Here is a 13,119-nt window from a genome sequence, read left to right on the forward strand (position 1 = left end):
TCAGCTCCCCGTGGAGTGACGGCACCGAGCGGTGACGGCGGCCGTCAGACCGTCAGACCTCAGACCGTCAGCACGATCTTGCCGAACAGGTCGCCCTGCGCCATCTTGGCGAAGCCCTCGCGCGCCCGGTCCAGCGGCAGCGTCGAGTCGATGACCGGGCGGATGCCCTTGGCGGCGCAGAAGCTCAGCAGCGCGGCCAGCTCCTCCTTCGTGCCCATGGTGGAGCCGACGATCTTCAGCTCCAGGAAGAAGATGCGGTTGAGCTCCCCGCGCTCGGGGGTGTAGCCGCTGGTGGCGCCGGAGATGACCAGGGTGCCGCCGGGCCGGAGCGACTTGACGGAGTGGGACCAGGTGGCCGCGCCGACGGTCTCGATGACCGCGTCCACCCGGTGCGGCAGCCGCTCCCCGGTGGCGAACACCGCCTCCGCGCCCAGCTCCAGGGCCCGCTTGCGCTTGGCCTCGTCCCGGCTGGTGGCGAAGACCCGCAGACCCGCCGCGGCGCCCAGCACGATGGCCGCGGTCGCGACGCCGCCGCCCGCGCCCTGGACCAGGACGCTGTCCCCGGGCCGCACGCCCCCGTTGGTGAACAGCATCCGGTACGCGGTCAACCAGGCGGTCGGCAGGCAGGCGGCCTCCTCGAAGGAGAGCTCCTTCGGCTTGGGCAGGACGTTCCAGGCGGGGACGGTGACCTGCTCGGCGAAGGTGCCCTGGTAGCGCTCGGTGAGGATGGAGGGCTTCTCCCTGGGGCCGACGCCGTGGCCTGTCTGGCCGATGACGGAGTGCAGGACGACCTCGTTGCCGTCCGCGTCGACACCGGCGGCGTCGCAGCCGAGGATCATCGGCAGGGACTCCTCGGTGATGCCGACCCCGCGCAGCGACCACAGGTCGTGGTGGTTGAGGGAGGCGGCCTTGACGTTGACGGTCGTCCAGCCGGGGCGTACGTCGGGGGCCGGGCGCTCCCCCAATTCGAGGCCGTTCAGCGGCTGGTCACGGTCGATGCGGGCGGCATAGGCAGCAAACATGAGCCCAACGTAGGCCGCGGCCGCGCGCTGCGGTACCGCGTACGGGTGTGACACGCACCGCGATACGGCAGCCGCGCACCGCCACCACGGACCGCGGCCCGCACCGCGACGGGCCGGGCCGGGCCCGCACCCTCGCAGGTGCGGGCCCGGCCCGTTCGCGTACGGCGGGAGCGCTCAGCGGCGGGCCACGCCCTCGGCGCGGGCGGCGGCCGCGACGGCGGCGGTGACCGCCGGGGCGACCCGCTCGTCGAACGGCGAGGGGATGACCCGGTCGGCGCTGAGTTCGTCGGCGACGACGGCGGCCAGCGCCTCGGCGGCGGCGAGCTTCATGCCCTCCGTGATCCGCGAGGCCCGCACCTGCATGGCACCGGCGAAGATGCCCGGGAAGGCCAGCACGTTGTTGATCTGGTTGGGGAAGTCGCTGCGCCCGGTGGCGACCACGGCCGCGTACTTGTGCGCGACATCGGGGTGGATCTCCGGGGTGGGGTTGGCCATCGCGAAGATCAGCGAGTTCTTCGCCATCTTCGCCACCGCCTCCTCGGGCACCGTGCCGCCGGAGACCCCGATGAAGACATCGGCGCCGTCCAGGGCGTCCTCCAGCGAGCCGGTCAGCCGGGCCTTGTTGGTGAAGCCGGCCACCTCGCGCTTGACGTCCGTGAGGTCGGCGCGGTCGGCGGAGACCACACCCTTGCGGTCGCAGACCGCGACATCGCCGATCCCCGCCTCGATGAGGATCTTGGCGATGGCGACACCGGCCGCACCGGCACCGGAGATGACCGCCCGCAGCTGGCCGAGCGAGCGGTCGGTGAGCTTGGCGGCGTTGCGCAGCGCGGCCAGCGTGACGACGGCCGTGCCGTGCTGGTCGTCGTGGAAGACCGGGATGTCCAGCGCTTCCTGGAGGCGGCGCTCGATCTCGAAGCACCGGGGCGCCGAGATGTCCTCCAGGTTGACGCCGCCGAAGGACGGGGCGAGCCGGACGACGGTCTCGACGATCTCGTCGGTGTCGGTGGTGGCGAGCGCGATCGGCACCGCGTCCACCCCGCCGAACTGCTTGAAGAGGATGGCCTTGCCCTCCATCACGGGGAGGGAGGCCTCCGGGCCGATGTCGCCCAGGCCCAGCACCGCGGTGCCGTCCGTGACGACCGCGACGACCTGGGACTTCCATGTGTAGTCGTGCACGAGCTCGGGCTGCTCGGCGATGGCGCTGCACACCTTGGCCACGCCGGGTGTGTACGCGAGGGACAGGTCGTCCTTGTCGCGCACCGGAACGGTGGCCTGGATGGCCATTTTGCCGCCGCGATGCAGCGCGAAGGCCGGATCGAAGGTGCCGTCGGGCGCCGTGCCCGTGCCTTCGTCCGCGCCCGTATTGCCGTCGCTGCGAGGATTGACGATCTCCGCTGCCACTTGTCTTACCCCTTTATTCGTAAATCTGCTGAGGGTGGCCACTCCCTGGTTGAGGAGTGGGCGGGCACCGCGTCCGCGCCCCGTGTGGCGGATGGCCGCCGCGCGGGGGGAGGTACGGACGCCGGGCGCGCCGCACACGCGCCCTGAGCCCCGGATGAGGGGTGTAACGCACCTTTCTACCGGACGGGCGCGGGACCCGACGAGTCAGATTCATTACCCTCGGGTTCAAGGTTTCGACAAAAACGGCGCAACGGCGGAAAAGGGCGGAAGACCCCTCGCCCCGCTGTCCGGATTCCGAGACATCCGGAGTGCGCCGAGCGCCCCTTGCAGCCCGTTGACGACCGGTTCCCCTTGCCGCACAAGGCCGCCACCTCGTCGTCCCCGTCCGTTATCCGATTTTGACCTGAACGGCAGTCCGAATACCGGAGTCCGGATGGCAGGATTCCGTCACCAACCGAGGTCGCGACGCTCGAAGGTGTGTGCCCCGGCCCTTTTGTCACGTCTCCGCCACGTCGGCTTCTCCATCCGCAGGAGGAACAGCATGACCGCAAGCACCACCCGTCGCAGGGCCGCCGGCAGGTCGCGTACAGCCGTGGCCACAGCGGCCGCGGTCGCCGCTTCGCTGATGCTCCTCAGTGCCTGCGGCGACCAGACGGACGCGGCCGTCGCCAAGCGAGAGGCGAAGAAGAACCGCAACGTCAACGCGCCGCTGTTCAAGCTGCTGCCCAAGGACGTCCAGGAGATCGGCCTGATCCAGGTCGGCTCGGACATCACCTACAAGCCGGTGGAGTTCCGTACGAACGGCAAGGTCACCGGCATCGACCCGGACCTCGCGGCGGCGATGGAGAAGGCCCTGGGCATCAAGCTCAACTTCAACAACGCCACCTTCGACACCCTCATGGGCGGCCTGAAGTCCCAGCGCTACGACATCGCGATGTCGGCGATGACGGACACCAAGGAGCGCCAGGAGGGCATCGACAGCAACACCGGCAAGAAGATCGGCCAGGGCGTCGACTTCATCGACTACCTCAACGTCGGCGTCTCGCTCTACACCCAGAAGGGCAAGGCCAACGGCATCGACGGCTGGGAAACGCTGTGCGGCAAGAAGCTCGCGGTACAGCGCGGCACCGTCTCGCACGACCTGGCCAAGGACAAGTCGAAGGCCTGCGAGAAGAACGACGAGGAGCCGATCGGCATCGAGGCGTTCGACAACGACTCCGAGGCCCAGACCCGGCTGCGCACCGGCGGTGTGGACGCCGTCTCCAGCGACTACCCGGTCGCGGCGTACGCGGTGAAGGTCTCCGGAGGCGGCAAGGACTTCCAGATGGTCGGCGGCGAACCGCTCAAGGCGGCCCCGTACGGCATCGCGGTCCCCAAGGGCCAGGAGAAGCTGCGCGACGCCCTCAAGGCAGCCGTGGAACTCACGATCAAGAACGGCTCGTACGCCAAGGTCCTGGACAAGTGGGACGTCAAGGACGCGGCGGTCAAGGAAGTGAAGCTCAACGGCGGCAGCTGAGCCGCCGGCAGCCGTCCCGTCCCCTCCGGCCACCCCGCCGAACGCTGAAAGGCAACATCCGTGTCAGTTGACGTCGACAAGTCGGCCCAGCCGCCGGCGGACGCTCCGCCGCCCCAGCCCGAGCCCATCAAAGCCATCCCGGTCCGCCACTACGGCCGCTGGATCGCGGCGATCGTCGTCATCGGGGTGCTCGCCCTGCTCGTACGGGCCTTCGCCTCCGGGAACGTCAACTGGGGCGCGATCCCGGAGTACATGTTCAACGCGGACATCCTCAAGGGCCTGCGCAACACCCTGCTGATCACCGTGCTCTCGATGGTCATCGGCATCGTGCTCGGCGTGATCCTGGCCGTGATGCGCCAGTCCAAGAACCCGGTGACCTCGACCGTCTCGTGGTTCTACATCTGGTTCTTCCGCGGTACGCCGGTCTACGTCCAGCTGTTCCTGTGGTTCAACCTGGGCCTCGTCTTCCAGTACATCGACATCATGCCGATCTACAAGGACGAGTGGTCGGACTTCATGACCCCGTTCCTGTGCGCGCTGCTGGGCCTCGGCCTGAACGAGGCGGCGTACATGGCGGAGATCTGCCGGGCCGGTCTGAACGCCGTCGACGAGGGCCAGACCGAGGCGGCGCATGCGCTGGGCATGAGCCACGGCAAGACGCTGCGCCGGATCATCGTGCCGCAGGCGATGCGGGTGATCGTGCCGCCGACCGGCAACGAGGTCATCAACATGCTGAAGACCTCGTCGCTGGTGATCGCGGTCCAGTACTACGACCTGCTCCAGGCCGCCCAGAACGTCGGCCGGGACTCCGGAGTGGTGGTCGAGATGCTGATCCTCGCCGCCACCTGGTACCTGATCGCCACTACGGTGCTGAGCATCGGGCAGTACTACCTTGAGCGCTACTACGCCCGCGGCTCCAGCCGCCAGCTCCCGCCCACTCCGCTCCAGCGCGCCAAGGCGAAGCTGGCCGGCGGCTTCAACCGCTCCGCCGGAGGTGTCGGATGACCAGCAAGATCACCACGAACAAGACCGGCGGCACCAGCGGCGGCCCCATGGTCCTGGCCGAGGGCGTCCACAAGTCCTACGGCGCTGCCCACATCCTCAAGGGCATCGACCTGGAGGTCGCGCCCCGGGAGGTCTTCTGCCTGATCGGCCCGTCCGGCTCCGGCAAGTCGACGTTCCTGCGCTGCATCAACCACCTGGAGAAGGTCAACGCCGGCCGGCTGTCCGTCGACGGCGAACTGGTCGGCTACCGCGAGCACCACGGCAAGCTCTACGAGCTGCGCGACCGCGAGGTCGCCGCCCGCCGCCGCGACATCGGCATGGTCTTCCAGCGCTTCAACCTCTTCCCGCACATGACCGCGGTGGAGAACATCATGGAGGCGCCGATCCAGGTCAAGGGCGAGTCCAAGGCGACCGCCCGGGAGCGCGCGACCAAGCTGCTGGACCGCGTCGGCCTCGCCGACAAGGCGGGGAACTACCCCTCGCAGCTCTCCGGCGGCCAGCAGCAGCGCGTCGCCATCGCCCGTGCGCTGGCGATGGAGCCCAAGCTGATGCTCTTCGACGAGCCGACCTCGGCCCTCGACCCGGAGCTGGTCGGTGACGTCCTGGACGTCATGAAGGACCTGGCCGCGGACGGTATGACGATGGTCGTCGTGACCCATGAGATGGGCTTCGCCCGCGAGGTCGGCGACTCGCTGGTCTTCATGGACAACGGCGTGGTCGTCGAGTCCGGCCATCCGCGCGAGGTGCTCGGCAATCCGCAGCACGAGCGGACGAAGTCGTTCCTGTCGAAGGTGCTGTAGGGGCGCCGCACGGCAGCGGTCCTTCGCGGCGGGCGTTCTCCTGCAGGAGAGCGCCCGCCGCACTCCTTGGCGCCCCTTACTTCAGGCCCAGCACCAGGGCGTCCGTGGGCGAGGCCCAGACCGTGCGCGCCTCCGAGAAGCCCGACTCGCGCAGCACCTGGGTGTGCCAGGCCGCCGACGGCGTGTCCCCGTCGGCGTGCTCGCCGTAGATCTCGAAGCGCTCGGCGGTCGGCGCGGCCAGCCGCGGGTCGGCGGCGGCCAGCCGCCACCACTCGGCCCAGTCGACCGCCCCGGCCGCCTTGGCCGCGTCCATCCGCGCGTGCCGGAAGGCCCGCTCGGCGGCGTTGATCCGCGGGGTGGACTCCTCGGGCATGTGGTCGGCGTTCAGGAAGACCCCGCCGTCCCGTACGAGCGTGCCGAGCTGCCCGTACAGCCCGCGCAGGTCCTCGGTGTGCAGCCAGTGCAGCGCGGTGGCGGTGAGCACCGCGTCGTACGCGTCGTGCGGCAGCTTCGCCGTCCAGTGCGGGTCCTTGAGATCGGCCCGTACGAAGCGGACCCGGGGCTCGCCCGCGAAGTACCCTTCCGCGATGGCCAGCAGCGCGGGATCCAGATCGACGCCCACACTCTCGGCCTCGGGGAACCGCTTCAGCAGCCGGTCGGAGATACTGCCCGTACCGCACGCCAGATCCAGGACCCGGGGCGCGGGGCCCACCAGCGCCTCGACCATGTCGAGCATCACCCGGAAGCGCTCCTCACGATCGGGGAGGTACACCTCCTGCTGCCGGTCCCAGCTGTTCTGCCATGCCTGCCAATCGGCGCCGACGGTGGTCTCGGTCATCGCAATCCCTCCAGGCCGTAATACCCTCTTAGTATCAACGCCCATTACGCGGGCACATACCGCACCCTAACCCCCGCCCGTAAGGACTACAAGTGGAACTGGCCTATTACTCGGACTATGCCGTGCGGCTGGTCAACACCGAGCAGCCCGAGCGCGGCGGCGACAGCCTCACCTCGGTGGAGGCCGTACGCGAGCTCTTCGGGCCCGCCCAGCAGATGGCCCGGCGCGCGACCGACAGCGACGTGACCCGGCTGCGCACGGTCCGCGCCCGGCTGCGCGCCATCTTCGAGGCCGCCGACGCCGGCGACGAGGTGCTGGCCGTGGACCTTCTCAACGCCCTCATGATGGAGTTCCCGGTCAGCCCGCAGGTCTCCGGCCACGAGTACCGGGATGACGACGGCCGGCCCAAGTGGCATATGCACATCGCCGACCATGCGGCCAACGCCACGGCCGGCTTCACCGCGACCGCCTGCATGGGCCTGGCCTTCCACCTCACCGAGCTGGGCGTGGACCGGCTGGGCCTGTGCCAGGCGAAGCCGTGCCGCAACGTCTACCTGGACACCTCGACCAACCGCTCGCGGCGCTACTGCTCCGACCGCTGCGCCACCCGCGCCAACGTCGCCGCCTACCGCGCCCGCAAGCGCCTGGAGAGCGAGCGCTCGGCCCGCAGCGGACGGACCGCCGACACCGCCCAGGACAGCACCCCGGCGACCGACCGCTGAATCCCCCGCGGCGACCGGAGGCGCACCCAGGCGCGGGCGATGACCAGTTCGTCCGGGACCACCCCGAATTCGCGGCTGTCGTTCTCGACGAACGGATTGTCCCCCTGGACCCACCAGCCGCTGTCGCAGTGCCGCACGGCCCGTTTGACGATCAGCAGATCCTGCCGGAACGGATGCCGCAGCACGACCACGTCACCGGGCCGCACCGCCGCCCCGTACTGCACCACCAGCTGGTCACCGGGCCGCAGCGTCGGCACCATTGACGGGTTGTAGACCTCGGCCAGCCCGAACGCCCGCAGCAGGCCGCCCCGCTCGCGCCCCGGATCCGCGCCCTCGCCCTGTCCCGGGCCGCGCTCCATCGCCCGCTCCGGCATCCCGTACCTCCCGGTCCGACCTCCCCCGGACTTCGTCCGGGGGCACCCCCATCTCGCTTCGCTCGCCGGTCCATCCTCCATCAGTCCCAGCGTGACACTGGACTTTTGCCCTAAGACCCCCGGGCCACCCGAGAAAAGCCTTCCTGCACCGAGTAATCTCGCACGTGAGAAGACGATCACGAGGAAGGACTGCACATGCTTTCCCGCCTGTTCGCCCCCAAGGTCAAGGTCAGCGCCCACTGCGACCTGCCCTGCGGCGTGTACGACCCGGCCCAGGCCCGTATCGAGGCCGAGTCGGTCAAGGCCGTCCAGGAGAAGTACCAGGCCAACGAGGACGCGGACTTCCGCACCCGCGCGGTCCTGATCAAGGAGCAGCGCGCCGAGCTGGCCAAGCACCACGTCTCGGTGCTGTGGAGCGACTACTTCAAGCCCCCGCACTTCGAGAAGTACCCGGAGCTGCACCAGCTGGTCAACGACACCCTCAAGGCCCTCAGCGCCGCCAAGGGTTCCAACGACCCGGCCACCGGCCAGAAGGCCCTGGACTACATCGCCCAGATCGACAAGATCTTCTGGGAGACCAAGAAGGCCTGATCTTTGGCCAGGCCATCTGACCTGCGGTTTCGCTGGTCATATCGCCTACCTGTCCGCACCCGGTCCGCAGGCCGCCGAGAACGGCGTCCATGACGGAGCGGGTGCGGTCTTCTTCTCCCGGCCAGAGGCGCGCGCAGGCCCGCAGGCCGATGACCGCGGTCGCGCGCCAAGAACGAGCCGGACCTGCTTGACGCTCGCTCCGCCGACGATGAGGGCGGAGGCGAAGGGGTGCCGGAGGGCGCGGGGCACCGTGTACGGCGGCTCGACGGGCTTGCGGCCCTCGCGTACCGGCCAGTTTACGCGCTGCAGCATCCAGCGAGGCAGATCAGCATGGTTCATCCGAACGTCGCCACTCACCCGATTCTGAGTCTCACAGGACTGAGATACAGCATCCGCGAGCGTCAGCTGCTCCAGGGCGTCTCCTTGGAGCTGGCCTCCGGGGAGTCCGTCGCGGTGACCGGCCCGAGCGGCAGCGGAAAGAGCACCTTGCTGTCGTTGATTCTGGGCCTCATCACCCCAGGCAGGGGGCAAGTGTCGGTAGTCGGCCGCGACATGTCCGCGCTTCGCGGCAAGCGCCTGGCCCGGCATCGCGCACAGCACCTCAGCATGATTTTCCAGTTCGGGGAGCTGCTTCCGGAACTGACTCCCGTGGAGAACGTGGCGCTGGCAGCGCTGCTGGCCGGGGAGCCTCGGCAGGCTGCTTACGAGCGGGCGACCGGTCTGCTCGACGAGGTGGGCGTTACCGGCACCACTGCCACCACGGGCGAGCTGTCGGGCGGTGAGCGTCAGCGGACCGCGGTGGCACGTGCCTTGATGAACAAGCCATCGTTGATCCTTGCCGATGAGCCGACCGGCTCGCTGGACACCGCCGCGCGCGGCACGGTGGCCGATCTGCTGTTCTCGCTGCCGCAGCGCTGGGGTTGCGGGCTGCTTGTGGTCACCCACGATCCGAGTGTGGCTGCTCGCGCCGACCGGCACTTCAGCCTGCGCGAGGGTCTCCTGCACGCTGAGCAGGTGTCGGCATGACGAGGGCGCGGCGCGGCGGCGGTCTCGGGACCCCGTGGCAGATGCTGCGGATCGGCCAGGCCGCCCGGCGGGGCCGGGCAGCGAGCGCCACACGCTTCGTGGCGCTGTTGTTCGCCACCGCAGCACTGTGCCTGGCTTTCACGTCCTTGGTTGCGGTGTACGCCGGCTACGCGGGAACGGAGGAGCGCACCGCGGCCCGCAGTCCGCAGCGCGTGGCAGGCGGCCACGGCGCGGCGCTGGCCCGCTACTTGCTCAAGCAGGACACGTTGGATGATGCGCGCGCCTACACCGTCGTGTTTGTGGAACCGGTGAGCTCCGCCGTCGCCCCACCGCCTGGTTTGGCCTCGTGGCCTTCCCCCGGCGAAGCGGTGCTCTCGCCCGCCTTGCTCCGGGCGGGAGCTCACGAGCACATCGCCGATCGCTACGGCAGACTGGCAGGAACGATAGGGCCAGAAGGGCTGGCGTCTCCCAGTGAACGCTTCGCCTATGTCCGGCCCGTGCACAGCATGCGGGGAATGGTGGAGGCGCGCCCCATTCATGGATTCGGTGCCGCGGCGGAGTGGGGCAATGGAGACTTCACCCACCAGCGGCCCATCTGGGAATTCCTGCTGACCGTCTGCGGCTTTCTGCTGCTCCCCGCAGCCGCCTGTGTGGTGCTGGCCGCCCGGATGGGCGCTGACGAGCGGGACCGCCGCACCGCCCTCGTCACCGCCCTGGGCGCACTGCCGGCTCACCGCCGACTCATCGTCATCGGGGAAGCGGCCGCCCCCGTGATTCTGGGAGCGGTGGTCGGATCGGTGCCGGCTGCCGTCGGCTGCCTGATCGACGTGCCCGTTTCCCTTGCGTACTTCACCCTCTACGCGCCGGACCTGCGGGCTTACGCTCCCTGGCTTGTCGGCGCGGCATTGCTGTCACTGGTCGTGACACTCGCCGCGGTCACCGCTTTGCACCGCCACCGGCGGTCGGCAGCAGCCACACGGCCTCGCGCCTCCCGCGCAACCCTGTCCAGGATCGCCTGCTGGGCTTGTCCGTTGTTTCTGCTGGCCGCCTCGTACGGCCCGGGACTCGCCCCGTCGCCCGCGTCGCGCGTGCTGTTTCAGGCAGTGGGCACGCTCGGCGGATTTGCCACCCTGCCTTCGCTCATTGCAGCAGCCTGCACCGCGGCCGGGTCTGCTCTGGCGGGATTCTCCCGCCGCTGGGCCGGGCCTGCTGCCCTGATCTCGGGGCGGTGGATGTCGGCTTCTGCCGCCACCACGGCACGCCTGGTGTGCTCGGTGGTGATCGCCATCGGGCTTACCGGCGAGGCGCAACTGTGGATGTCTCGCATGGCCGAGCCGGTCCGGCAGGCAACAGCCGTACACCAGATGGTGGGGAACAGCGTGCTGACGGTGGCCAGCCCCCAGCGCCTCACCCCGCAGTTCGCCGTGTCGCTGCCCGAAGAAGCCGTCCTTGTCTCGCTGGACATGAACAAGAGCACCGCGCGTCTCACTGCTACATGCCGTGACCTCACCCTTCTGCGTCTTCCCTGCCACTCCGGCGCGGTCACTCCCGTGAGACAGGCCGACGCACGCCTGCGCTACGCCCTTGGCGACGGCACCGCAATCACCACTGCCGTCACACCGCATGCGCCCGCCCCCACGAGCGAGCGAGCACTGCTGCTCTCCCGTCATGCGAGCGCGCTCGACATCTCCGAGATCAAGCGCACAGCACACCGCACGCTCGCACCTGGAACCAGCGTCAGTGCACTGGGCACCGACTGGATCAGCGGAGGGAAGGTCCTCAGCGACCAGGCGGGCTGGTTGCTCCTCTTCGGCCTGCTCGGCACGTCCATCCTCGCCGTAGGGTTCGCGCTCAACACCCAGGCCGAGTTCTTGCGCCAAGGGCGTGCCGCTGCGCCCGTGGCGGTGCTCTGCGGCCGTCGCACGATCTTCTTCGGGCTCAGCGGGTGGAGTCTGTTTGCTCCCCTCCTCGTCTCCGGAGCCATCGGAGTCTTCGTCTACTCCTGGCTCGCCGGGCCCCTGGTCGCTGACGGATACGCGAGTACCTCGTCGACCCTGATGCTCGCCGGCCTCGGAGTGAGCTGCGTTCTGGGGCTGTTGCTGTGGGGATGCGGTGGTATCAGCGCCGCCCGCCTCGCCAGCCGCTGGCGCCCCAACGGCGATTGACTGCACACGGGCGTACCTCACCGAGGCGAGGGGTCGACTTGGCCCCCGTCGGCCCGTGCGCAGCCGCTACAGAGCAGGCCGCCGGGCTTCGGCGGCCTGCTCTGTGTTGTGGTGCCCGTCCGCGGGCCGGGGTGGTCCGTGGCGGGCCGTCAGTCGTCGAGGAACGTCAGGTCGAGCCGGGCGAGGCGTTCGGGGTCGGTGAGGATGTCGAGGGCGACGACCTTGCCGCCTGCGACGGTGAAGGCGGCGACCGACATCGGGCGGCCCTGGGACATCGCGACGGCGCCGGCGGCTCCGTTGACGAGTGCGGGCCGGGTGAACTCGGCGAGCCGGGCGAAGGTCATCGCGCCCTCGGCCACGGCCCGGGCGCCGTGCACCACGCTGCTCGGGCGCAGCGAGCCGCCGTCCGAGCGCACCACGACGTCCGGGTCGAGGACCGCGACGAGCGCCTCCAGGTCCCCGCCGCGCGCGGCGGTGAGGAAGGCGGCGACGACCTCGTGCTGGGCGGTCAGGTCGGCGTCGGGGGCCGGGGCGGCGCCCCGCACCCGGCGGCGGGCGCGGCTGGCGAGCTGCCGGGCGGCGGCCGGGGTGCGGCCGACGACGGGGGCGATCTCGTCGAAGGGCACCGAGAACAGGTCGTGCAGGACGAAGGCGAGGCGCTCGGCCGGGGTCAGGGTCTCCAGGACCACGAGCAGTGCCAGGCCGACGGAGTCCGCGAGCAGCACCTCGTGCTCGGGGTCGACGCGCTCCGCGCTGCTGACGACCGGGTCGGGCACATGGACGCCCAGTGGCTCCTCGCGCCGCTGGGTGCGCGAGCGCAGCATGTTCAGGCTGACCCGGCCGACGACGGTCGTCAGCCATCCGCCCAGGTTCTCCACGCCGCCGGTGCCGGCACGGCTGACGCGCAGCCAGGCCTCCTGCACCGCGTCGTCCGCGTCGCTCAGCGAGCCCAGCATCCGGTAGGCCACCGCGCGCAGCCGGCTGCGGTGCTGCTCGAACTGCGCCGCCAGGAAATCGTGTTCGTCCATCGGTCACATTCCTCCGTCACCTCGTGTCAGAGCAATGACTCGCGAAACCGTGCCGATGTGACGCGCAGCGGCACCTGACGACATATGGAGGAACGCGGTCATGCGTATCAAGAACCCGGCGATGGTCCTTCCGGACGCCATGAAGGGCATCGGGCACCTGCTCAAGGCCACGCAGCAGGGCGGGGTGCCGCAGCTGACGCTGGAGCTGATCGGCGTCCGCGCCAGCCAGATCAACGGCTGCGGCCCGTGCGTCCTCGGCCACTACGAGGAGGCCAAGAAGGCCGGCGAGACCGATGAGCGGCTCGCGGTGGTGGCGGCCTGGCGGGAGACGCCGTTCTTCACCGACGCCGAGCGTGCCGCGCTGGCCCTGACCGAGACCGTCACCCGGCTCGCCGACCGTACGGGGGACGGCGTACCGGACGAGGTCTGGGACGAGGCCGCCAGGCACTACGACGAGCGGCAGCTCGCCGCGATCGTCCTCATGATCGGCACGCTCAACCTCTTCAACCGCATCAATGTCACCGTCAAGGAAGAGGCCGGCAACCCCAGCTGGGCGGCCTGAGGGACATGCGCCGGCGCGGCCACCAGCGCGGCCACCAGCGTGGGTGGCCGTGCCGGCGGACGCGGG

At 70.0% G+C, this 13,119-nt stretch carries 13 protein-coding genes; 8 read left to right on the forward strand and 5 right to left on the reverse strand.

Annotation, left to right across the window (positions count from 1 at the left end; all coding sequences use genetic code 11):
* Positions 1-59 precede the first annotated feature (59 nt).
* Positions 60-1,022 carry a zinc-binding dehydrogenase gene (locus ACWD6P_RS08670; protein ID WP_451443301.1) on the reverse strand — a complete coding sequence of 321 codons (963 nt, stop codon included), beginning with the start codon at positions 1,020-1,022 and terminating at the stop codon, positions 60-62.
* 174 nt (positions 1,023-1,196) lie between these two features.
* Positions 1,197-2,426, reverse strand: a complete 1,230-nt coding sequence (locus ACWD6P_RS08675) for an NAD(P)-dependent malic enzyme (protein WP_451443302.1) — start codon at positions 2,424-2,426, stop codon at positions 1,197-1,199.
* Positions 2,427-2,967: 541 nt separating this feature from the next.
* Between ACWD6P_RS08675 and ACWD6P_RS08680 the strand changes: the two genes are divergently transcribed.
* Genes ACWD6P_RS08680 through ACWD6P_RS08690 form a run of 3 tightly spaced genes read left to right on the forward strand, consistent with a single transcriptional unit; the run spans position 2,968 to position 5,747 of the window.
* Complete coding sequence (locus ACWD6P_RS08680) at positions 2,968-3,942, forward strand: ABC transporter substrate-binding protein (protein WP_451443303.1); 975 nt, start codon at positions 2,968-2,970, stop codon at positions 3,940-3,942.
* A gap of 60 nt (positions 3,943-4,002) precedes the next feature.
* Complete coding sequence (locus ACWD6P_RS08685; RefSeq protein ID WP_451443304.1) at positions 4,003-4,947, forward strand: amino acid ABC transporter permease; 945 nt, start codon at positions 4,003-4,005, stop codon at positions 4,945-4,947.
* Positions 4,948-4,994: 47 nt separating this feature from the next.
* Positions 4,995-5,747, forward strand: a complete 753-nt coding sequence (locus tag ACWD6P_RS08690; protein WP_451443349.1) for an amino acid ABC transporter ATP-binding protein — start codon at positions 4,995-4,997, stop codon at positions 5,745-5,747.
* 76 nt (positions 5,748-5,823) lie between these two features.
* Here the strand turns inward: ACWD6P_RS08690 and ACWD6P_RS08695 are convergent, their stop codons facing one another.
* The gene (locus tag ACWD6P_RS08695) at positions 5,824-6,585 is read right to left on the reverse strand and encodes a class I SAM-dependent methyltransferase (protein ID WP_451443305.1); all 762 of its coding nucleotides are present in this window, start codon (positions 6,583-6,585) and stop codon (positions 5,824-5,826) included.
* Between the two features lie 92 nt (positions 6,586-6,677).
* Here ACWD6P_RS08695 and ACWD6P_RS08700 point away from each other — a divergent pair, with 92 nt between their 5' ends.
* Positions 6,678-7,307 (forward strand): CGNR zinc finger domain-containing protein, encoded by a 630-nt coding sequence (locus ACWD6P_RS08700; protein WP_451443306.1) that lies wholly within the window; start codon positions 6,678-6,680, stop codon positions 7,305-7,307.
* On the opposite strand, the gene sodX is transcribed toward ACWD6P_RS08700, so the two are convergent.
* Complete coding sequence (gene sodX, locus ACWD6P_RS08705) at positions 7,211-7,681, reverse strand: nickel-type superoxide dismutase maturation protease (protein ID WP_451443307.1); 471 nt, start codon at positions 7,679-7,681, stop codon at positions 7,211-7,213. The genes ACWD6P_RS08700 and sodX overlap by 97 nt on opposite strands.
* Before the next feature lie 195 nt (positions 7,682-7,876).
* Between sodX and sodN the strand changes: the two genes are divergently transcribed.
* The 3 genes from sodN to ACWD6P_RS08720 all read left to right on the forward strand — a co-directional run bounded on the left by sodN (position 7,877) and on the right by ACWD6P_RS08720 (position 11,463).
* Positions 7,877-8,272 (forward strand): superoxide dismutase, Ni, encoded by a 396-nt coding sequence (sodN, locus tag ACWD6P_RS08710; RefSeq protein WP_030085982.1) that lies wholly within the window; start codon positions 7,877-7,879, stop codon positions 8,270-8,272.
* 330 nt (positions 8,273-8,602) lie between these two features.
* Positions 8,603-9,298: an ABC transporter ATP-binding protein gene (locus ACWD6P_RS08715; RefSeq protein ID WP_451443308.1), complete on the forward strand. Its 696-nt coding sequence runs from the start codon at positions 8,603-8,605 to the stop codon at positions 9,296-9,298.
* A gap of 41 nt (positions 9,299-9,339) precedes the next feature.
* Entirely contained in the window at positions 9,340-11,463 is a 2,124-nt protein-coding gene (locus tag ACWD6P_RS08720) for an FtsX-like permease family protein (RefSeq protein WP_451443309.1), read from the forward strand.
* A gap of 149 nt (positions 11,464-11,612) precedes the next feature.
* On the opposite strand, the gene sigJ is transcribed toward ACWD6P_RS08720, so the two are convergent.
* A complete protein-coding gene (gene sigJ, locus ACWD6P_RS08725) occupies positions 11,613-12,491 on the reverse strand; it encodes an RNA polymerase sigma factor SigJ (RefSeq protein WP_451443310.1) in 879 nt (292 codons plus the stop codon).
* 100 nt (positions 12,492-12,591) lie between these two features.
* Here sigJ and ACWD6P_RS08730 point away from each other — a divergent pair, with 100 nt between their 5' ends.
* Positions 12,592-13,053, forward strand: a complete 462-nt coding sequence (locus tag ACWD6P_RS08730) for a carboxymuconolactone decarboxylase family protein (protein WP_451443311.1) — start codon at positions 12,592-12,594, stop codon at positions 13,051-13,053.
* Positions 13,054-13,119 lie beyond the last annotated feature (66 nt).

Source organism: Streptomyces sp. NPDC002446 (genome assembly GCF_053595675.1).

What these genes read in the sequence shown, in the direction of transcription:
- ACWD6P_RS08670 (WP_451443301.1), bottom strand. Translation starts at nt 1,022, where the DNA reads ATGTTTGCTGCCTATGCCGCCCGCATCGACCGTGACCAGCCGCTGAAC.
- ACWD6P_RS08680 (WP_451443303.1), top strand. Translation starts at nt 2,968, where the DNA reads ATGACCGCAAGCACCACCCGTCGCAGGGCCGCCGGCAGGTCGCGTACA.
- ACWD6P_RS08690 (WP_451443349.1), top strand. Translation starts at nt 4,995, where the DNA reads ATGGTCCTGGCCGAGGGCGTCCACAAGTCCTACGGCGCTGCCCACATC.
- ACWD6P_RS08695 (WP_451443305.1), bottom strand. Translation starts at nt 6,585, where the DNA reads ATGACCGAGACCACCGTCGGCGCCGATTGGCAGGCATGGCAGAACAGC.
- sodX (WP_451443307.1), bottom strand. Translation starts at nt 7,681, where the DNA reads ATGCCGGAGCGGGCGATGGAGCGCGGCCCGGGACAGGGCGAGGGCGCG.
- sodN (WP_030085982.1), top strand. Translation starts at nt 7,877, where the DNA reads ATGCTTTCCCGCCTGTTCGCCCCCAAGGTCAAGGTCAGCGCCCACTGC.
- ACWD6P_RS08715 (WP_451443308.1), top strand. Translation starts at nt 8,603, where the DNA reads ATGGTTCATCCGAACGTCGCCACTCACCCGATTCTGAGTCTCACAGGA.
- ACWD6P_RS08720 (WP_451443309.1), top strand. Translation starts at nt 9,340, where the DNA reads ATGCTGCGGATCGGCCAGGCCGCCCGGCGGGGCCGGGCAGCGAGCGCC.
- sigJ (WP_451443310.1), bottom strand. Translation starts at nt 12,491, where the DNA reads ATGGACGAACACGATTTCCTGGCGGCGCAGTTCGAGCAGCACCGCAGC.
- ACWD6P_RS08730 (WP_451443311.1), top strand. Translation starts at nt 12,592, where the DNA reads ATGCGTATCAAGAACCCGGCGATGGTCCTTCCGGACGCCATGAAGGGC.